Source organism: Paenibacillus lautus (genome assembly GCF_050482385.1).
Classification (GTDB): Bacteria; Bacillota; Bacilli; order Paenibacillales; family Paenibacillaceae; genus Paenibacillus_AQ; species Paenibacillus_AQ lautus_B.
On the sequence record NZ_JBCNHV010000001.1, the window covers coordinates 21145 to 40686 of the forward strand.

At 49.8% G+C, this 19542-nt stretch carries 21 protein-coding genes; 2 read left to right on the forward strand and 19 right to left on the reverse strand.

Annotation, left to right across the window (positions count from 1 at the left end; genetic code table 11):
* Positions 1–133 precede the first annotated feature (133 nt).
* Positions 134–856, forward strand: a complete 723-nt coding sequence (locus ABEW73_RS00105; RefSeq protein ID WP_430172900.1) for a class I SAM-dependent methyltransferase — start codon at positions 134–136, stop codon at positions 854–856.
* 184 nt (positions 857–1040) lie between these two features.
* A complete protein-coding gene (locus ABEW73_RS00110) occupies positions 1041–2291 on the forward strand; it encodes a methyl-accepting chemotaxis protein (RefSeq protein WP_430172899.1) in 1251 nt (416 codons plus the stop codon).
* Between the two features lie 12 nt (positions 2292–2303).
* Here ABEW73_RS00110 and ABEW73_RS00115 read toward each other — a convergent pair whose 3' ends face one another.
* From ABEW73_RS00115 to ABEW73_RS00205, 19 genes are all read right to left on the reverse strand, one after another.
* The gene (locus ABEW73_RS00115) at positions 2304–2447 is read right to left on the reverse strand and encodes a hypothetical protein (protein WP_430172897.1); all 144 of its coding nucleotides are present in this window, start codon (positions 2445–2447) and stop codon (positions 2304–2306) included.
* Between the two features lie 41 nt (positions 2448–2488).
* Positions 2489–3049 carry a histidine phosphatase family protein gene (locus tag ABEW73_RS00120; protein ID WP_430172895.1) on the reverse strand — a complete coding sequence of 187 codons (561 nt, stop codon included), beginning with the start codon at positions 3047–3049 and terminating at the stop codon, positions 2489–2491.
* Positions 3046–3510, reverse strand: a complete 465-nt coding sequence (locus ABEW73_RS00125; protein WP_430172893.1) for an NUDIX hydrolase — start codon at positions 3508–3510, stop codon at positions 3046–3048. The genes ABEW73_RS00120 and ABEW73_RS00125 overlap by 4 nt, the downstream gene beginning before the upstream one ends.
* A gap of 2 nt (positions 3511–3512) precedes the next feature.
* Positions 3513–4220, reverse strand: a complete 708-nt coding sequence (locus tag ABEW73_RS00130) for a class I SAM-dependent methyltransferase (RefSeq protein WP_430172890.1) — start codon at positions 4218–4220, stop codon at positions 3513–3515.
* A 110-nt stretch (positions 4221–4330) separates the two neighbouring features.
* A complete protein-coding gene (locus tag ABEW73_RS00135) occupies positions 4331–4879 on the reverse strand; it encodes a nucleotidyltransferase family protein (RefSeq protein ID WP_430172888.1) in 549 nt (182 codons plus the stop codon).
* Positions 4880–5399: 520 nt separating this feature from the next.
* Positions 5400–5585, reverse strand: coding sequence for a hypothetical protein (locus ABEW73_RS00140; RefSeq protein WP_074961828.1), 186 nt, complete (start codon positions 5583–5585; stop codon positions 5400–5402).
* A gap of 248 nt (positions 5586–5833) precedes the next feature.
* Positions 5834–6745 carry a ribokinase gene (gene rbsK / locus ABEW73_RS00145; RefSeq protein ID WP_430172886.1) on the reverse strand — a complete coding sequence of 304 codons (912 nt, stop codon included), beginning with the start codon at positions 6743–6745 and terminating at the stop codon, positions 5834–5836.
* A 20-nt stretch (positions 6746–6765) separates the two neighbouring features.
* On the reverse strand, positions 6766–8886 hold the full coding sequence (locus ABEW73_RS00150; RefSeq protein WP_430172884.1) for an ADP-ribosylglycohydrolase family protein: 2121 nt from the start codon (positions 8884–8886) through the stop codon (positions 6766–6768).
* A 46-nt stretch (positions 8887–8932) separates the two neighbouring features.
* Positions 8933–10087: an ADP-ribosylglycohydrolase family protein gene (locus ABEW73_RS00155; protein ID WP_430172883.1), complete on the reverse strand. Its 1155-nt coding sequence runs from the start codon at positions 10085–10087 to the stop codon at positions 8933–8935.
* A 13-nt stretch (positions 10088–10100) separates the two neighbouring features.
* The gene (locus ABEW73_RS00160; protein WP_430172881.1) at positions 10101–11594 is read right to left on the reverse strand and encodes an extracellular solute-binding protein; all 1494 of its coding nucleotides are present in this window, start codon (positions 11592–11594) and stop codon (positions 10101–10103) included.
* A gap of 70 nt (positions 11595–11664) precedes the next feature.
* Positions 11665–12537, reverse strand: coding sequence for a carbohydrate ABC transporter permease (locus tag ABEW73_RS00165; RefSeq protein WP_430172879.1), 873 nt, complete (start codon positions 12535–12537; stop codon positions 11665–11667).
* 14 nt (positions 12538–12551) lie between these two features.
* Positions 12552–13445, reverse strand: a complete 894-nt coding sequence (locus ABEW73_RS00170; RefSeq protein ID WP_083659788.1) for an ABC transporter permease — start codon at positions 13443–13445, stop codon at positions 12552–12554.
* A 3-nt stretch (positions 13446–13448) separates the two neighbouring features.
* A complete protein-coding gene (locus ABEW73_RS00175) occupies positions 13449–13775 on the reverse strand; it encodes a DUF4387 domain-containing protein (RefSeq protein WP_430172877.1) in 327 nt (108 codons plus the stop codon).
* 14 nt (positions 13776–13789) lie between these two features.
* Positions 13790–15139 (reverse strand): acyclic terpene utilization AtuA family protein, encoded by a 1350-nt coding sequence (locus tag ABEW73_RS00180; protein WP_430172875.1) that lies wholly within the window; start codon positions 15137–15139, stop codon positions 13790–13792.
* 91 nt (positions 15140–15230) lie between these two features.
* Entirely contained in the window at positions 15231–15929 is a 699-nt protein-coding gene (locus ABEW73_RS00185) for a FadR/GntR family transcriptional regulator (RefSeq protein ID WP_430172874.1), read from the reverse strand.
* A 279-nt stretch (positions 15930–16208) separates the two neighbouring features.
* Positions 16209–16502 carry a hypothetical protein gene (locus ABEW73_RS00190; protein ID WP_430172872.1) on the reverse strand — a complete coding sequence of 98 codons (294 nt, stop codon included), beginning with the start codon at positions 16500–16502 and terminating at the stop codon, positions 16209–16211.
* 48 nt (positions 16503–16550) lie between these two features.
* Positions 16551–17342: a lipid II flippase Amj family protein gene (locus ABEW73_RS00195; protein WP_430172870.1), complete on the reverse strand. Its 792-nt coding sequence runs from the start codon at positions 17340–17342 to the stop codon at positions 16551–16553.
* A 102-nt stretch (positions 17343–17444) separates the two neighbouring features.
* A complete protein-coding gene (locus tag ABEW73_RS00200; RefSeq protein WP_430172868.1) occupies positions 17445–18356 on the reverse strand; it encodes a sugar phosphate isomerase/epimerase in 912 nt (303 codons plus the stop codon).
* Between the two features lie 28 nt (positions 18357–18384).
* Positions 18385–19467, reverse strand: a complete 1083-nt coding sequence (locus tag ABEW73_RS00205) for a Gfo/Idh/MocA family protein (protein ID WP_430172866.1) — start codon at positions 19465–19467, stop codon at positions 18385–18387.
* Between the last annotated feature and the right edge of the window lie 75 nt (positions 19468–19542).

Consider the following 19542-nt stretch of genomic DNA (forward strand, 5'->3'; position numbering starts at 1 on the left):
CCATTATGATTCTGATCCTCCCGAAAAAAGGGCTCAAAATATCTAATTCAGCTAAAACCCTAAACGTACCTGAATCATATGGTAAATAAACGATTACCCTCATGTTGATGACAAGGAAGAAGGGATAGATGAGATGAACTATATTCATATGCTCTCCAAATTAGGTATGGGTAGTGCCCACCCGGGAGGATTCGAGGCAACCCTCCGAATGCTGAAGAATTATCCTATTCAACCGGGCAGCCGAATTCTGGAGGTCGGGTGTGGAACGGGCAGAACCGCATGCCATCTTTCGGAGATGGGGTATCAAGTAACGGCCATTGACCTGAACGAAAATATGATCAAAAAAGCCCGTGCAAGAGCCGAAGCGATGGAAATCGACGTGCAGTTCCAACAAGCGGATGTATGCGCATTGCCTTTCGAGGACAACCAATTCGACCTAATCATGGCCGAGTCCGTTACCGTATTTACGGATACTTCGAAATCGCTGCCCGAATATTACCGCGTTCTGGATCATGGAGGCGTCCTGCAGGATAGAGAATTGCTGCTTGATAAACCCATGCCGGAGGCAAAACTTCAGGAACTGCTCGAATTCTTCGGAATTCCTAATCTCATGATGCGGGAAGAATGGGCAGACTCCCTCTTGGCTTGCGGGTTTAAACAGGAAGAAATTCTGGAGTATAACCACTTCAATGAGCAGTTAAAGGAAGAGCAAACACGTCATCTGGATACATTTGAACAGCGCGATAAAGGACTCCTGTTCGATGTGGCGCTCTGGGAAACGCTGTTCAAGCATGACCGCATGATCCTGGATAATACCGATTATCTCGCTTCCGCCTTATTCCGAGCTGTAAAATAAAACCACTTCATATCTGTGCATCAAGTGGGGATTCGCATATTTGATGCGTCTCCCCTCTCCCTCCTCAATTTCAGTTCTTTCGACCTAATCCAACACTTTTTGTCAATTCGTTATATCTAGTTTTGCCTGTCGATGCTATAATCATGGTAAATATATCCTATGTTGTTGAGGAGGACTCATTCTTATGGCATGGTTCAACAGACTCCCTATCTCGCGAAAAATTACCGCAGCCTGTTTTCTCATTGCCGCTTTGTTTGCGGTTCCAATGCTGCTTGCATTTATTCTGATGGGTAAAGCAATCATTGGCGTGGTCATCGTCGTGGCACTAACCGGTCTTACTTTTCCTCTTTCTCGTCTTATTGAGAAAACGCTTACCAATTCCTTTGCGGAAATCTCCAGCGTTTCCGCCAAAATCGCCAAAGGCGATTTCACCTTCCAGGTAGAAGAGGTTGGGGGCATGAACGATCTCAGCCGAACGTTCAACAGCATGGTGGACAAGCTTCGAAAAATATTGCAGGAAACCTCGGATATCACCCGCCAGGTCATGTCGTCAAGCTCCAACATCTCGATTAAGAACCAGGAGCTCATTCAAGTGATGAATCAAGTCTCCATATCCTCCAATGAGCTGGCCGTCGGCGCTAACGAAATTTCGGAAGATGTAGCCGAAATGACGCATTCCATCGGTGAGATCGAAGAGAAGGTCAGCAATTATACGCATTCAACCCAGGAAATGAATACCCGTTCGATCGAAACGCTGGGACTGGTGGAGCAAGGAAGGGACTCCGTTGCCAAGCAGTCTGCAGGGATGCAGCGTAATATTGACGCAACGGCCAAGGTCTCGGAATCCATTGATGCGCTGGCTAAGAGCGCCAGGGGAATTACGCAGATCACGGAGACGATCTCGGAACTTGCCGATCAGACCAACTTGTTATCCTTAAACGCATCCATTGAAGCGGCAAGGGCAGGCGAGCATGGCGCTGGCTTTGCCGTTGTCGCACAAGAGGTGCGTAAATTGGCTGAGGAATCCACATCATCAACGCGGGAAGTATTCAATCTCGTAAGGAGCATCGAATCGGATGTCAAACATGCGACTCAGAACATAAAAATTAATGAAGAGGTCGTCAGACAGCAAACCGAAATGATCCGTGAAGCTGAGCTGGTGTTCATGGAGATTGTAAACAGTGTGCAGTATATTTCGGAACAGATCGCCGCTTTCTCCAAAGAGAGCGAATCCATGCTGGAAAGTGCGAAGAGTATTTCTTCCGCCATTCAGAACATATCGGCGATCACGCAGCAATCCGCCGCAGGAACGGAGCAGGTGTCGGCATCCATGAATGAAGGCATCTCTTCGATGCAGAAGATGGCCGAGGAAGCAGAAGCGATGAATAATGCCGTCTTCCAGCTGCAAAAAACGATCAACATTTTCAAATTTTAAGTAGGGTACGGCCTACATCATGTCTACTGCTTTCGAAGCGGCAACGAACCGAAAATGCAAAAAATGGCTGTGCAAGGATACCATCCTGAGCACAGCCATTTCTTCATTGGACACATTTTTAATCTGACGAATCGTCCGTCTGAGCAGACCCTTCATGTAGGACAGCTCCCTTATGTATCATGTAAAGTACACCTGCATTATTGCTCGCTCCATAACCGCGCGATATTCACAAGCCGCCCTTCTTCAAACTCGACTCGGTATATATCGGGCAGCGTCGTTCCTTGCCAGAAAAGATAATCGAACCGTTGATCATAATGCCGCAGCATAAGTGTCATAATGTCGCCGTGCGTGCCAATCACAACACGCTTTCCTATATGCGTATTCAAGATTTCCTCTAGCACCTGGACTGCTCGGCTTTGTGCGATTTTGCTGGATTCCCCTCCGGGGAAAGGCGTGGTTGGATCCTGAAACAGTATCTTTTTGGCCTCGAGGAAGGAATGCCCCTGAAAATCTCCGACCTTCCGTTCCCTTAAGTCCTCTTGCTCCGCAATCGGGAGTCCTAAAGCATCCGCCAATGGTTGGACCGTGTCCTTGGCTCGCTGATAGGGGCTTGCAAGGATAGCATCAATCCCTTCTCCCAGGAGCAATTCCTTGACTCGAACCGCAGCGTGGGAACCCTCCGCGGACAATCCCCGCGACCTCTCCTTCCCATCGATAAAGGGAGCTTCCGCATGTCTCACAAAATAGATAGTCGTCATCCTTCAACCTCTGCTTTTTTATGAGCCTCACCCTTTAATACGGGCTCCATCATCATCTCTACAAACGGTGTTAACGGCAACAACTCCAATGACTCCAAAGGAATCCATTTGGCTCCTAATGAGTCTTGGCCGTCACCGTCCGTTTTGATAACAGCTTGAAGATCCAACAGCTCGACATCATACATGATGCCGATGTGATGCAGCTCTTCCATCTGATTCGCTTCATACTGATATACGATCGTGTAAGATACAGCCGTCCGAATGCTCCCCTTTATTGGAGAAAGCCCGGTTTCCTCTAAAAATTCGCGCTGCAGCGTATGCTCCGGCTCTTCTCCGAACTCAATGGAGCCGCCCGGTAAATCCCACTTCCCCTTGTGCGGTCCTCTCGCTTTCTGGATCAACAGGATATGATCATACTGAATCAGTACTCCATAAACGCCGAGATGCGTATGTTTCACCACGGTCAACACACTCCTTTTCTTGCAGTGAAGGTAATCCATTGACTTCGGAAAAGTACGTCTCTCCCATCCTTCACTTCCTGAATATCCTGCTGCACCTGCCGCCTCGTTAAGATCTCCCATTCCGAATACAGCTCATCAAGGATGGAGAAGGCTCTGCCTGTGGATAGATTCAACTCGATTAAGCCTCTCTCCTCCAAGCCCGTTTCCTGATCGATTTCCTTCACCTCTGTGCTCATCAATATGCAATGTATGCCCTGCTCCACGGTTCCAGCCTGCATCTGTTTGATCTTGGATACAAAGGCTTCCTCGGAGCTCATATGCTCCAGACATGAGCATGCGATGACGTAATGATAAGTATCCTCGGCAATTTCATAGTGTTCTACGTCTGCCACAAGTGCCTCAAGATTTGAGTTTACCCCATACAATTCGGCATACTGCTGCAGCTTATCAACTGCCGATGGCAGCAGATCCACGCAGATGACCTTCCCGTTCACCGCTTGGATCCGCTCCGCAACCGGGATGCTGTTACGCCCGACGCCACAGCCTAGATCCAGTACCCGCATCTCACGAAACGACAATAATTCCAAATGATCCAGGACCGTCTGAACGGGCTTGGCTAACCAGCTCCCAGGTTGAAACAGTACGGCTTCTTCATACAATGTCTCGTGATACGATACTTCCTTTTCACGTGCGCGGTTGAAAATGTCCATGCTATATCCCCTTGTTCTGGCCGTTATAAATCACTCTATAAATTCCATACGGACAAGCCTATTTCCTTGCTCACTGCAACTCCTGCTAGGATACCTTTTTCTATCTTTTTCTAATCTTCGCTTATCGTTAGCTGCGGCCACTGATCCTTCCATTGCTTCTTCCCAACCCGCTCCAAATAATAGCGTCGCTTATGAAAGTTAGGGCTTCTGCGAACCCGAAGCGCAAATAAATCCTCCAGTCCGTAAGGACAGCAAAGTTCAAGCTCTCCTTCGGCGTTCAGCCTTGCCCCGACTGCGGTAGCCGTCTCCGTCCAATGAGCTAACGCATCATGAGTCGAGTGATAGGGCTCATCTCCATTCTTCGCATGCATTCTGGCCTGATTCTTGACCGACCATTTCGGGTTCCCCGTTGTTGTTCTTAGAAGCTCTTCCAATCGAATATCCCGCGCTTCAGAAACATCCTCCGGATCGAAGTATACAACATCGATATCCGTATGCCGGTCCGTCCCTTCTGACCCATGAAGCAAGTCCCACACATAATTTCGAATGTAGCCTGCAGCAATATAGCATTGCGGCAGCCCTAAGTCGTGAACGCTGCCCAAATCCGTCATCAATTGCTTATGCTGGCTTATGTACTCCTTTAACCGTTCCTCTAACATACCATCCACCACCAATGACTTGATGTTCTTCTCCGCTCTCTTACATTTCAACTTCCACCGGTTCTTACATTAGTTAGCTGCAACTTGAATAAGAGCGCGACTCTAAAATCTTGTATTCGTGTAAGAAAAACGTCTATCGACGTACTTTCTCAGAAGACAGACCGCATTTAGCGGAAGTTTTTCTTGCGAGATCAGGATGCTAAGCCTCGGATGTTTATACTTTCTGATCTCTTAAAAAAGCATAGACCGCTTCACGAAGAAAACGGTCTATGCACACTCATAGATATAACTATTATATTCCAGATAATCCCTGAACGGCAAGCGAAAGCAGGGATTCTGGGACGCAGCGGGTGATACCCGAGCTGCATGTTGGACAGAAATCTGAGCATGCGCCCTTACAGCTACACCTTGAGCCAGATTGACTTCAGTATGCTCCTGTGAGGAAGCTTATAAGCCGGATCTCGGACAGTCATGCACGAAATAATCCCACTGTCACAACAACCAAGGCCAGTGGTGTTAGCTACACAGCAGCGTCCACCCGCTCCTGCGAAGCGCCGTCGCAGCGCTTGCACACTTTCAGGGCAGTCCCGTCCGATTTGGTTCGGGGATACAACAATTTAGTTCGGGTACTCTTGCACACCGGACATGTACCGCGCGCGCGAGTGGGTAGGTTCCACAAGGATTTGCCTCTTTTTTGTTTTGCCATTGGTCAGATACCCCATTTCATAGATTCATTATTATCACTCTTACATATATGAAAGGGTTCGGCAGAACATGTCGGGCAGCTCCATTTAGATCTCACATAATCTGGCTCACCCCCATTACAACCTCATCAGATCCGCGATAGATGGTGGATCGCCGTCATGGACGCCGCCGTCGCACATTCGAAATGCGAGTGGGTAAAATAATAAAAGCGAGAAGGCAACGAAGACGCCCTCCCGCTTGTGCAACGAATTACATATTTATAAAAGCCAGAATCTCTTCCTTGGACGGTATGGAGGCTTGCGCGCCTGGCCGGGTCACCGTCAGTGCAGCCGCTGCAGTTGCAAACTGAAGTGCTTCTTCCGTTTCCAGTCCCTCCGTGCAAGCTGCCGCATAAGCACCGATGAAGGTATCTCCTGCTGCCGTGGTATCCACGGGTCTGACGCGGAAAGCTGGAACGGTGAAACGCTCACCTCGTGCATTCCCGTAGAAGCAGCCTTGCTCGCCAAGGGTGATGATCACGTTGGAGGTGCCTCTGCCGATTATCAACGCTGCAGCCGCATCCGCTGAAGCAGTGTCCTCCACCTTCAGGCCGCTTACCACTTCGGCTTCCGTCTCGTTCACAATCAATGTATCGATCAGCGGCAACACAACATGAGGGATCTTTCGCGCAGGTGCCGGATTCAGCCAGACGCGAACGCCTGCCTTGTTGGCCGATTGGATAACATACTGCGTCGTCTGCCACGGAATTTCATTCTGCAGCAGCACCGCATATACTCCATCCCACTTCACCTCATTCGCAACATCTTCTTCGGTCAACCGCCCATTGGCTCCTTCCGACAACACGATATAATTCTCGCCCGCCTCATTGACCGTGATGATCGCCATTCCCGAGGTGCCTGTCTTGGAGAGGACGGATGTAACGCCAACCCCGCGCTCCTCCAAGGAAGCAACCAGGGTATTCCCAAAAGGATCAAGACCAACTGCGCCGACCATGGCACAATCCGCACCTGCCAAGGCTGCTGCTACAGCCTGATTCGCCCCTTTACCCCCAGGAAAAAAAGATGTGCCCCTGCTATGAATCGTTTCTCCCGGCCGGGGAAACTGCTCTACATTACTCACAACATCCATATTAATGCTTCCAATGACAACTAGCTTGCGCAAAGATAACCTGCTCCCTTCTCTTAAACCGACTTCGGCTCTGATGTACGGACGCGAACATCCTTGATCTCATTCTCGCCATCCTCCAAGCAGCCAAAGCCGAACATGCCATGACCATAGGCGGTTTCCTTGCATTCTAGCACATTGTCTCCATTAATATGCAAGATGAACCGATCCTTTTCGGACACCAGCTTCAGGCGGTATTCTTTCCCCCATTCCCAATCGTATCTTGCCGTAATCAGACGCTTGATCCCGAAGTCCTGTTTGATAAACGATACGGAATTCGGACCGTCGAACCCGGCCAGATAATGCCGCATGACCCCTTGCGCCCTTGTAATCAGACAATGGCTGGTGCCTGATATCGGTCTAATGGTCGCTTCAATCTCCATATCTCCTGCATAGTAATTGCCGGAAAAGGATGAGGTATCTCCTTCAGATATACAATGCAATGCCCCGCCACGCAGCTCCCATTTTCCTCGATGATGAGAGAATGGAGTGACAGAAGCGAACTCTTTGGCCTGCTTGGCAAAATCGATCGTATAATCCGCCGCTCCCGTGATGCGGAATTGTCCGAAGAACAAACTGCCGATAGCGCGGTTCAAGAGCGGCGAAGGGCTCTCGAGTATCCAGCCGATCTCATCGATCATGGCGCCTTCGGTATCCGGAATGACGAATTCAACCGCGTTCCACTCTCCGCACGCTGGAGTAACCGTTGCCAAACGTACTTCCTCCTGCGTATAAGTATTGCGCACATACGGAGTCAAGGTTACCGGTTCGCCTTCCCACTGATCCACATAAATTTGGGCGGATACGGTCTGCCCGCTATAGGCCAAGGGGGCAAAGGTCGGCTTATATTTCTCATCGTTAAACTCCGCCCGGCGATAGAACGGTTTATAGTAGATTTTGCTGCTGTCGCCTTCTACCAGTCGGTCAAAGACCACTTCCAAGGATCCTCTGCCATCATACGTATTCTTGGTTGTATGGCGCAAGACAGGCGTCTTGAACGAATTGCTTGTCCGAAAGCCGTGCGTGGACCCCGGCAGATCGAAATCGAAATACACCTCGCCTTGCTTCACCCGCGACACCAAATCTTCGGGTGCCTTCTCTCCATTGAGACGATAGCCAAGTAGGGCAAGCTCTTTGGCGAATGTCGGAAAATCCACCAGATTCAAATAACCGGATACACTGGAAGCCACGATGAAGTCATTGATCGGCTTGCGATAATGATCTGGAATCCCCGCCAGACCGCCGTAAACGCCAAGGATCGTTCCCACGTTTCCTGCGTTGCAATCGGTGTCCCAGCCACACATCGATGCGATCTCAACCGTGCGCGCAAAATCCCCCCCGCCATACAGAAGGGCAAGCACACACACGCCCGCATTCGGGATAATGTGGCATACGCCAGTATACTTATCGTATCCCCAGTGATCCTCCAAATATTGACGGCAAGCGCGGAAATCCGCTGGATGCTCCCGGTGGAAGTCCATGACCGCATGGACCACGCGCGCATAGGTGGAGTCATCCGGAATCATGCGAAGTCCTTCCGCGATAATCTCATCCATGGATGAAGCATCAAAGGCCTTGGCTATGCAAGCAGCCATGAAGCGGGCGCCGTACAGCCCGTTCCCGTCGTGCGAGACACTGGCGGCTTTTTCCGCATAATCCGCCGCTTTCTCCGCCTGACCCGGGAACAGCAGGCCCCAGGAATCGATGAAGATCTGGCCGCCGATCTGCTCCGCCATCTCCGTGCCGTTGACCTCAATCGAACCGGAGCGCGGGGCAGAAATGCCTTTGCGCAGATTGACATAAGCGCGGTGCTCGGTACTAATATCCTCGCCGCCCCACCAAAACATGCCGATCCCTTCCCTTGCGTAGTTGAGCCATGCCTTGCCAACATCTTCCGGTTCAAGCTCTCGGTCCGTCGCATCGTCATACAGCGCGCGAATAAAGAATACCGGTCCGTTCGCGTCATCGTCGGCGGCAAAGGTTTTGTACGGCTTCACATAATCCCGTATATCGCCGTACACATCCTGAATGCGTTCGTAAGTCCAAGCAACCGGTTCGATGGGGGCACCGAGTCTAATGCCAATGTTCATACCGATGAATCCTGCATATACCGTCTCCAGATAATGTTCAGGTATCATTAACTCTCCCTCCTAGCCTTAAAACCATATACTTGCGCATGAAAAGCTAACGATTCATAATTTGCTTTCGGATCTCGTTGATCCGCAGATCATCCTCAATGATCTGCGCGGCAATGCCGCTGAACCTGTCCGCGATGGCACACAGGTCCAAGCGGTTCACCTTATTCAGCTGCTCGATATCTTCCTTGCGGATAACCTCACCGCCGTACATGGCGCCCAGGATTACCCCGGCCATAACGCCGATCGAGTCTGTGTCGCGCCCGGAGTTAACCCCGTCCAGAATCGAACGATAGTAATCGCCGTCGTTGAGAACGATAAACGCTAGTGCCATCGGCAGTTCTTCAATCGACCATAGACGGCTCGGCGTATAATGATTGCTTGGGATGCCAACCTTGTCGATATGACGGTTCACGTCATCGCCCATCGGCGAATACTTGAGCATGATCGCCTGAAACATCTCGATCACTTTGTCCATGTCATCCCGCTCCTGCCGCAGATCGCGCGCAGCTTGCGTCATTTCCACAATGGCAGCTTTCGTGCCGTCTTTTGCCAGGCTAATCGCAGTGTGGACAATGTCGTCCACGCTTACTCCCGGCTCAAACGCCTTCGCCACGCAAGCAGCCAGAACGCCCGCGGCTTCCAGGCCGTAGCTGCTCTGATGACCCATCGCAAACAGGATGGCCTCATCATAGGCCGCCTTGGGATTGCCCGCATTGACGATCCCGATCGGGGCGATGTACATCGCCGCCCCGCAGTTCACCATATTCCCGATGCCGCCTTCTCTCGGATCGCAATTAGCCAGCACATGACGCATGAAGATGTATTTTTCCGGATAGAACAACCGGTCAATGATCAACGTCTCCTCATTCAGCTCCGGGACAAACGTCTTGCGGAACGCAATCTCCTTCACGAATTCATTGCCCATATCATAGGCATCCAGATGCCGGCCTTCAGTAAGATACACATTCATGAGTGCAATGGTCATCAGCGTATCGTCCGTGACAATCCCGTCCCCCCTTACTCGTCCAAGCCGGACATCGGCAGGCAGATCCATCTTATGCCATCTTGTCATAAGGGATTCCACGCGTCCGTATTTGGACTTGATCTCCCCGTAAGTCAACTTCTCGATTGGAGCTCCCATTGCGTCTCCGAGCGCGGTGGAAATCACCACGCCCCTCACCCGGTCACGAAACGAAGTCATAGTTATAAGCTCCTTACTTGATGTTTTCGTTGGCGTATTTCGTAATCTCTGTACCGCCTGCAGCATTCCAGGCTTCGACGAATTGGTCGAATTGGGACAAGTCCTTCTTGCCTGTAATAAAGTCCGTCGAATATTCCTTGTACAGGTTGTTCATCGCATCCCAGTTCGCAATGAACTGCTCAGGAATGATAAAATTGTTGTCTTCCGTGTAGAATTCGGTAGCCATTTTCAGCGATTCGGTACCCGGTTCACCCAGGAGCGGCGTTTTCAAAGGCGTTTCGGATTTGATCTCGGTCGGCTCCCAGAAACGCGCATACCATTCGCTGTAATATTTCTCGTTCAGCTCGATCTCGCCGTCTACCACCTTATAATGCTCGTCTTCGAAACCGAGGCGGTCCAGCATTTGCCCCTTCGGACTTGCAAGATAATCGAACACCTTGAACGCTACGTCTTTATGCGGTGACTGCGAAGAGATCGCAAGCCCTCTGGACTCTTTCGTCACGTCGGTTGCTCCGAAGCCCTGTGCTTCACCCTTGGCCGGCGGGAGCACAATCAGATTGGCGTCATCTCCGCCCAGTTCCTGCATTCTTCCATCATACAAATCGATGATTTTGCCGGCTGTGCCCGTGATAACGGCAGCTTCCCCTTTATAGAAGGCGTCCTCCTTGGTATCCCATTGCTTTGTAATGAATTGCGGGTCCAGCAGCCCTTCCTTGTAGAGCTTATTGTAGAACGTCAGCTTTTCTTTTTCTTTCTGAGAAACCTTGGAATACTCATAAGTTCCGTCTTCCTTCTTGAGCCAAGTCGTATCCAAACCGAAAGCCGTATTGAAAATAAAATTGATCTCGGCAATATCGCCTGCTGCCGTCAGCGCGTAGCTCGGCTTGCCTTCACCCGGCTTCTTCTCCACCAGTTCCTTGAAGAAGGCATAATAATTGTCGACACTCGGGTTCTCCATCAAGGCCTTGGAGCTCTCCATGGCATTAAACCAATCCGCCCGGATGACCGGTGTTTTAGGTGCGAGCGGTTTGATCCACAGCAGATACGGATAACTTGCCATCCGGGTCTTGTTGTGCGGCTCCATCATATTTTTAATGTAGGTTGAATTTTCAATGTAAGGTGTCAGATCTTCCAACAGACCTTGATCGGCAATTTGCTGGTCACCGCCCTGGAAATAGATGATATCCGGAATGGTTCCGCCCAGCAGCAGCAGATTCAGGTTCTCGGCATAACTGCCTTGTGCCAGATCCACAAGCTCGAATTTCACGTTCAAGCCTTCGTCTTCGGCCAGGGATTTCTCCAAGGTCTCGAAGAATTTAACCGAAACGGGGTTTGCCGTTCCTTCATCCTTGTACACGATCTTCAGCGTAACCGGATCCCCGGCCCCGTCAGACTGGGCGGTTCCGGGTTCAGTTTGACCTGCTCCCGGCGTGTTTGATTTCGATGTACATGCCGACATGACCATAACCAGCATGGCAACGATAAGTAACAGGCTTAATTTTTTCATGTTCATCTTTCTCCCCTTTTTTGAATTTGAACATTCATGCCTTATAAGTTAGCTGCCTTCGCCTTCCCGATTAATCCTTCACTCCGCCCTCCAGTTCGCCTTTCGCGTAATATTTCAGAATGAACGGATATAGGAATAACAGCGGTACAATCGCCATCATGATCGTACCTGCCTGCAGGGAAGCAAAATCAAAGTTGATCGAGCTGTCGAACATGTTTTGGTTGCCGATCAAGGACGTATTATCCTTGCGGACAACAAATTGTCTGAGTACAACCTGCAGCGGCCATTTGGTCGGGTCCGAAATGTAGAGCGTGGCTCTGAAATATTCGTTCCAGTGGTATACCCCATAGAACAAACCCAATGTCGCCAGTCCCGGTTTGGACAGCGGCAGTATGATCTGACTATATAAGCGAAAATGACCTGCGCCGTCGATTCGGGAAGCCTCTAGAATCTCCTCCGGAATGTCCTGAATAAACCGCATAAGAATAAAGAGGTAATACACGTTGATCGCTTTGTACAGGATCAGTGATGTTAGCGTATTCATCAGTCCGAGATCCTTTACCAGCAGGTATTCGGGAATCATGCCCGGCTCAAACACCATAATGACGATCAGAAAGAACAACACGACTTTTTTACCGATAAACTCGGTTCTGGCCAGCACGTACGCTGCCATGGAGGTCAGCAGCAGATTTAGGAAGGTACCCGCCACGGTAATCCATACCGAATTCAGAATACTGCCCGTAATCAAGGGATTGGACAATAACAGTTGGTAATTGATCGTTGAGAATCCCTTCGGAAAAATGTCCAGTCCGCCCATCAAGTGGGCTTTGCCGGGATCGGTTAAGGACAGCGCCAGCAGATTCAGGAGAGGAACCAATACCATGAGCGTAAACACAAACAACATTAAATAAATAACGATTTTCGAAATTTCCAGCCGTCTCATCGTAAATCCCTCCTTTACCAGACGCCCTTGCCCGAGAAGCGCTTCGAGATGAAATGCGTGCCCAGGATGAGGATGATACCGATAACGCCCTTGAACAGACTCGCTGCGGTTGCGTAAGCAAACTGTCCGTTCCCGATACCGATTCGGTACACATACGTGTCCAGAATATCCACCACACTGATGATGGAATCGTTCATAAAGTTAAACACCTGATCGAAACCAGCATTCATGAAGAAGCCCAGATTCAGAATGAAGACGGTTACAACTGTGCTGTATAAATGAGGAAGCGTAATGAACCTCATCTGCTGCAGGCGGGTCGCCCCGTCAATCTTGGCTGCTTCATACAATCCTGGGCTGATCTTCATGATGGCTGCCAGATAGATGATGGAGTCCCAGCCGGCGCTTCGCCAGATTTCGGAAAATACAAGCACCCAACGAATATGCTCTTTGCTGGTCATGTAATCAACGGACGGCAGTTGAAAGAAATTCGCAATCAGATTGACTCCGCCTTCGGCAGGATTCAAGAGGCTGATCCAGATCCCGGCAATAACGACCCAGGATAGAAAATGCGGCAAATAAACTACGGATTGCACGTATTTGCGATATTTCGAGCTTCGAACTTCATTAATAAGCAGTGATAACATGATTGGAATCGGGAATACGAATACGATTTTCATTAAACTGATGATGATGGTATTCTGCAGTACGCTTGTGAAAGCGGGCGAGCTGAACAGCGTCTTAAAGTGCTTCCACCCGACCCACACATGATCCCCCAGAATCCGGTAATCCTGAAAGGCAAGCTTCATGCCGTACAGCGGAATGATGTGAAAGATAAAAAAGTAGAGCAGAGGCAGCGACAGCATTGCGTACAGTACCCAATCCTGCCTTAAGCGTCTCAACACCTTCATGGCTTACCCCTCCTCCAGATGTTCAATGGATAATTTCATGAGGGGAGCATGCTGCTGGGCTCCGTACACGTCGCGGTCGCCGACACTGCCGGACGATATATCCCGCGACATCGTGATTTTGAAACCCAGCGCCTGGTCGAAGAATACCAGGTGATGAATCTGCTCCTCCCGTATCTGATACAGCTCACATATCGTCTGTTTTGTAATGATGCCGGACTGTTTCACTTTGTCATATTGCTCTTTGGAATCAAACAACACGTCTAAAGTAATTTCGAAGGGGCCTGAGTTTTTGCTTCGCAGCACCTTCGCCAAATCGCCGAGTTGAGTCATGGTATGGTCCCTCCTTATCGATGCTCTATCCGAAAAGCATTATTGTTCATTTCCATCAGATGGTAGACGGAGAATTCATAGACAGGACCGAACTCGATATCGCTTGGCGCGAATGGAAAAGCCAGATTGCCTGCCGTTGATTTACGGCCTTCGTATCCATAATGCAGGAAGGTGGAACGCACCGTGGCGCAGATGCTGTTCGCTAACTCCTGCGTCTTGGCCACTACTTCGAACATGACGCCGACCTCGTGTCCGGCGAACGACTCCGGCTCCTTGCTTCCGAGAACACCGTTCTTGCCGTAGTTGTAAAATTGAATCTGATAATCCGATTCCGGAATTTCCCGATAATATTCCCGTGCCTGATTGCGAACATATTCCTCAACCTCTTCCAGCTTCCCGATCAGGATCGGATCCCGGATCCCCGCCACCACGAAGGTCCGATAAGCGACGCGCCTGGCGCCTTCCAGCTTAATGAAATATTTCTCTGCCGGAAGGAACCGGCTGCCGGTTACGCGAACGATGCCTTTCTCCTCTTCCTCGAAGCGGCAATTCTCCAAATCGAGCGTAAATCCGGGACCATGCAGAATATAAGGGTGTTCCTTCTCATAAAAGGTATGTGCCGCAACGCTAGTCGGGCTGCACGTCCGGTCCGGGTTAAGCGACTGAACGGTAAACGAATCGTCGCTGATCGTGCCAAGAATGCTGTCCTTGGTTGTTCCCGGTTCCGCGCACAATGCACCACATTCCAATATTTTGCCCAGATGATAGGATAGCCCCGGGTCCTTGCCGTGGTAGATCCCGATCGCGGCGAAAGGCGAAGGATCATACGCCCGGCCGCAGACGATGATGTCCACGCCCTGTTGAAGCGCTTCCACAATAGGTTCATGTCCCATCTGGGCAACGATGCTGTTGGTGGAGTCAATCAACTCGCTGGTGAGTGGCGGAATATTCGGACTTAGTGCCTTAATCCGCCCTTCTTCCTTCGCCTGATGGATTTCCTCCCGGGTGAAGTCGGCCCATATGACGGATACCTTGGCCTGAAGTCCCCGCTCATCCAAAATTTCATCAATGATGTCGAGTGTCCAATTCACATGGGTCCGTGCGCCCGAGCCGCCGGCCGAGCCGATGATGATAGGAATTTTTCGGGGCAAACCGTTCGTGAGCATAATATCCAGGTCTTTCTTAACCGCCCGCTTACTGACGATCGATACCCCGGCACCCAGCTTATGCGGTCCCCCATCCGTTGAGCCCGCATCAACGACGATGCCGTGAAGTTCAAACTCCATCCCGTTCATGAAGGATTGTTCAGGAAATCCATATCCCAGCATGCCGCAGGGGGATAGAATTCGAATGTCTGTATTCATCTGCAGTCCCTCTTTACCAAAATATTCATTCATGACCATTGGATAATTGGATTATCCAATTTGTGCTAAAAGGGGCACGTTTCTCCCCCTCTTAAACATGAATGTAGTTTTTCTGTATGTTTTCTTTAACCCGGCTGAGATGGTTCAGCAAAGCCAGCTTCGCTTTTACCGGATCGCGTTCCTTAATGGCTTGCAAAATAAGTAAATGTTCTTCGTAGACCTCGCTCTTGCGACCCGGAATCTGGGCTGTTTTGCTCAGCGTCCGCTGCAGCAAATCCATATGCAATTCAATCATATTGACGAGAACAACGTTATGTGTGGCTTTGGCAATTGACAGGTGAAACGCCTGATCCGGCTTCGAGCGATCCTCCGCATTCTGATCGATCTGCCCCCACGTTGCGAAGGCTGCCTCAATCTCGGCGATATCCTCATCGGTTGCACGCTTGGCCGCCAGCTCCACGATTCCCGTCTCAAACAATTCACGTGCCTCTAACAACTCAATGATGGTCGCGCGTTCGATATTATCCAAAATACGGCTGCGATCCTCGGCAACATCCAGTGCTTTGCTCAGGAAGCGCCCGCCGCCGGGTCTGGCTTCAATCAATCCTTCGCGCTCCAGAATGCGGAATGCTTCCCGCAATGTCCCGCGGCTAATGCCAAACGATTGGGCCAACTCCCGTTCAGTCGGAAGAACATCACCCGGAGCCAGATTTCCTTCCAGAATCAGATTCTTGATTTGTTCGATAACATCCTCGTACACCCGATGATATTTAATTTTCTTAATGGTCATATGACTACCCTCTCTATCCCTACTTGCGCAAACGATAATTGGGTGATCCAATTAACCGCATGTTTAGCATAAACGCATCGTAAAGGACTGTCAAGCATAAAAATAGCGCTTACATCATCGTATTGAAGGTATTTATTGCCTGAATGAAGACATTTACCGGGTAATTGGGTGACCCAATCACCTTCGAATCACCAACATCGACTATAGATTTCAAGGCAAATAACCCTGGCTTCGGACGGAAATCCATGACAGGGTTTATGCTCTCTCGAAAATCCAATGTTAGGATTGCGGTCTTCGTTTTGCCAACATCCATCTGACACATCCATATAAACTGCCAAGCAGAATAAAACCTCCAATTGCAGCCACGGCAAGCCATTCGCTATTCCGCTCGATCATGCCAAAAGCTACCTGAGCCTGCAGGGATTCCGCCCGTTCATATTGCCTGGTCAAATCCAGATCCCGCACATGTCTCTGTGTTAGCACCAGGCCTTGCAGCATCATAAATACAAAATAGCCTATGTATATCGCTGCAGCAAACAGCACGGATTCCATCACGATACGTTTACGCGTCATTACGATTCCTCCTCTCTCCTTCTGGCTTTCTAACCACAACCACAGTTCTTATATCCACTTCACAATCTGACTGATCACATAAGCGGCCGGAATGATCACCAGCTGTGCCAGCATGGTCCCAAAGAACCTTGAAACCATCAGCATCGTATATACTTTGCCCAGCTGGTCCCTCGCTTCCTCGTTCCGAGTCGCCTTGTCGGTAATCAAACCAAGCTGGGGATCGATAAATATCGTTAAAATAATAGTTGCAATTCCGTTAATTAGTCCGGATGCTTGGGATGCCGTGGTGCTGTACTGAGGAACGAGATGGGCTGCGTACAGGGATGACAGGACACCTACTGTGTAAAAAGCAGTGACCACAATATTCAGCATAATAAACCGTTTGGGTACTCCTAAATAACGAAACTGACTCCATTTCAAATTGGGCTTTCTTATGTAATGCCTTGTGTTCTTGAGCTGTCCAATGGTCACACTGGATACCAGCTTCGGAATCGAACCGGCGACCTCCAGCTTGCTGATGACTCTGCTGAACAGATTGACGAAGGTGGGAAACAACGCGATTGCGACAATCGTTCCGATCGAGGCCGCTAACAAAATCGCCCTGAAATAAGAGAGTACGTCAAACGAAGGATCCACTTTCGCATAATCAACAAACTTGGCCGTCAGCGGGGCTTGAACTAAGTTGGACGTTCGGGAAACCAGCACAATGATCCCCGTCAACGATAATGCAACAGCAATCTTGTTTAGCTTCACCCCAGCATATCTTGCGGAGTATGATAAGGTTTCCGCCGTATGAATAATCATCGTCAGTACAAACACAACGATCAAGCTCTGTATCATAGAGGGCTCCTCCCCACCTGATGTTCAGTTCAAACGCTGTACCCTGTATTATCTCACCCATTGAGTCTGCAAGCTCTAGCCCACTCTATATATCTATCCGATTTACGATCGGATTAGTACGTGCCCTCCCTGCTCTTCCAGCGTCAACGCCGTCCGGCTATAAATCTGATGCAGCTGCTGTCGAGTGATGAGACTGGCTTTGTGTTCAAACGTTACATGAAACCGTGAATTACGTTCTGCAAGATACCGCAAATAGGCGTAGGCATCTCCATAATTCACATCATGATCCTGTTCCGGCAGGACAGGCAGATGATGCGTGAATTGGTCCTCATCATAAAATACGTTACTGTAATGGACCAAATAAACCTGGGATGCCATCCGATCAAGAAAATGATACGGGTCAAACCCGTTAAAGGCCCTGCGGGTTATATCAAGCCTGGCCGTATCCAGCACAAACCCGATTTCAGGATAAGCGTGAAAACTATCCACAAACACATCCTCGTAGTCACCAAAAAAATCATGCTCCAGCACAATACGCTGCCCATAGCGGCGCTGCAGCTCACAGAGAAACTCAAATAACCGCTTGGAAATTTCCCGAAATTTTGTTTTGCTCAATTGGTTGTAGCTATAACGATGTGCGGGATCGGGAAGTCTGGGATACGGGGTAAAGGGCTCCTGAAAGACCGGATAGAATGGATAATGGAACAGCATATAATCTGCGCCCACACTGGAAGCTAACTGAACCTCGGCCGAGATTTGTTCAAGTGCTTCCTGAAATTCCTCGGACTTGGGAGCATTAACTAGAGGCAATCGAAATCCAGCGTCGCCGAGAATCGGGGCATGAACACCGAAAGAGATCCGCTGGCTGCAGCAAAAATCGCTGACCTGCAATAATGCCTCCCGATTCGGAAAACTGCATATTTCCATCCCGCTGACATGCTTGTCAGCAAGCTCATCCCATCGTTCTTCCGTAAAACAATCCCACATGCCTATCTGTAAACGCCTCGGAATCATGCCTTTGCTGCCTCCTTTGACTTTCCTCTTATCCATGCCGAATCATGGATCCATAATCAACGCTGACTCGGCTGTGTGTAACGGACGAAAGACGAATCGCATCCAGAACAGCTTGTACCTTGTGGCCGTCCACGAAATTCGGCATATTCAACACTGATTTGTTTGCAATTATGCTGTGGTATATCCCATCTATCATCTGATAGAAGCCGTTATAATAGTGCACTGCCGGAGCCTCCAGGTTAGCCGGAGGGTCATACGGTTCAATCGGGATAGGCTCTAACGCCCCGCCGAAGCTGCATTCGAGAGTTTGGTCATCACGCATCACCAGTGTCCCCTTGGCCCCGTAGATCTCTAACGTCCAGCCGACTCCGCGAATTCCCGGGAAAAATACATCCGCAAGGACAGAGGCTCCACCCTTAAAACGCCCCGAAAAGGTAAAGGCATCCTCAGCGTCCCTGAACTCAAGCCCTGCATCTCCGTTATAGGCCGGGATCTGGGTTCTCAGGTCACCGTACACTTCCGTAATCTCTTCGTCCATCCACCATAAGAGTGAATCTACCATATGCGAACCGATCGCAAACAGGAATCCACCGCCATCCTCGCGACGGGCTTCCCATCCCCGGTAAGAATTAGCCAGTACGGAGTATCCGGCGAAGCTCCCTGTATATTTGATATGCTGAATATCTCCCAGCTCTTTATCTTGCAGCATCTGTTTTATTCGTTGCCGAATCGGCGTCCATCTCCATTGAAAATTAACGAAAGCTTGTCGTTCCACCCGTTCCGACTCTCTCAGCATTTGTAATGTTTGCTCCGTATTCATGCCCAGAGGTTTCTCCGTCAGGACATGGCGGCCGGACTGCAAGGCGAGCATCGTCATTTCATAATGATGGACGGGTGCCGATACGATCGATACTAGATCCAACGGCTCACTCTCCAGCATGTCACGCCAATTCTTGTAATACGGAATTCCATTCCACGAGCGGTCCTCCGTACGTTGTCGATGGACACTAGCAATGGATTTCACCTCAATCCCCGGGTGCAGCTGAAGAATGGGAACATGTACGGTACCGCCAAATCCGGTCCCTATGATTCCTACTGATAACGTCTTCATCTTATGGCACCTCCTAAATAACTAAAAATCGCAAAATAACATCAAGCTACCCGGCTGATGTTATTTTAACATTAT

Bases quoted from the DNA above. Each gene is read 5' to 3' on its own strand.
- ABEW73_RS00130 (WP_430172890.1), bottom strand. From the start codon at position 4,220: ATGGACATTTTCAACCGCGCACGTGAAAAGGAAGTATCGTATCACGAG.
- ABEW73_RS00155 (WP_430172883.1), bottom strand. From the start codon at position 10,087: ATGACTTCGTTTCGTGACCGGGTGAGGGGCGTGGTGATTTCCACCGCG.
- ABEW73_RS00140 (WP_074961828.1), bottom strand. From the start codon at position 5,585: ATGGCAAAACAAAAAAGAGGCAAATCCTTGTGGAACCTACCCACTCGC.
- ABEW73_RS00205 (WP_430172866.1), bottom strand. From the start codon at position 19,467: ATGAAGACGTTATCAGTAGGAATCATAGGGACCGGATTTGGCGGTACC.
- ABEW73_RS00150 (WP_430172884.1), bottom strand. From the start codon at position 8,886: ATGATACCTGAACATTATCTGGAGACGGTATATGCAGGATTCATCGGT.
- ABEW73_RS00120 (WP_430172895.1), bottom strand. From the start codon at position 3,049: ATGACGACTATCTATTTTGTGAGACATGCGGAAGCTCCCTTTATCGAT.
- ABEW73_RS00170 (WP_083659788.1), bottom strand. From the start codon at position 13,445: ATGAAGGTGTTGAGACGCTTAAGGCAGGATTGGGTACTGTACGCAATG.
- ABEW73_RS00200 (WP_430172868.1), bottom strand. From the start codon at position 18,356: ATGATTCCGAGGCGTTTACAGATAGGCATGTGGGATTGTTTTACGGAA.
- ABEW73_RS00115 (WP_430172897.1), bottom strand. From the start codon at position 2,447: ATGAAGGGTCTGCTCAGACGGACGATTCGTCAGATTAAAAATGTGTCC.
- ABEW73_RS00110 (WP_430172899.1), top strand. From the start codon at position 1,041: ATGGCATGGTTCAACAGACTCCCTATCTCGCGAAAAATTACCGCAGCC.
- ABEW73_RS00180 (WP_430172875.1), bottom strand. From the start codon at position 15,139: ATGAATACAGACATTCGAATTCTATCCCCCTGCGGCATGCTGGGATAT.
- ABEW73_RS00175 (WP_430172877.1), bottom strand. From the start codon at position 13,775: ATGACTCAACTCGGCGATTTGGCGAAGGTGCTGCGAAGCAAAAACTCA.
- ABEW73_RS00165 (WP_430172879.1), bottom strand. From the start codon at position 12,537: ATGAGACGGCTGGAAATTTCGAAAATCGTTATTTATTTAATGTTGTTT.
- ABEW73_RS00195 (WP_430172870.1), bottom strand. From the start codon at position 17,342: ATGATACAGAGCTTGATCGTTGTGTTTGTACTGACGATGATTATTCAT.
- ABEW73_RS00105 (WP_430172900.1), top strand. From the start codon at position 134: ATGAACTATATTCATATGCTCTCCAAATTAGGTATGGGTAGTGCCCAC.
- ABEW73_RS00135 (WP_430172888.1), bottom strand. From the start codon at position 4,879: ATGTTAGAGGAACGGTTAAAGGAGTACATAAGCCAGCATAAGCAATTG.
- ABEW73_RS00160 (WP_430172881.1), bottom strand. From the start codon at position 11,594: ATGAAAAAATTAAGCCTGTTACTTATCGTTGCCATGCTGGTTATGGTC.
- ABEW73_RS00190 (WP_430172872.1), bottom strand. From the start codon at position 16,502: ATGACGCGTAAACGTATCGTGATGGAATCCGTGCTGTTTGCTGCAGCG.
- ABEW73_RS00185 (WP_430172874.1), bottom strand. From the start codon at position 15,929: ATGACCATTAAGAAAATTAAATATCATCGGGTGTACGAGGATGTTATC.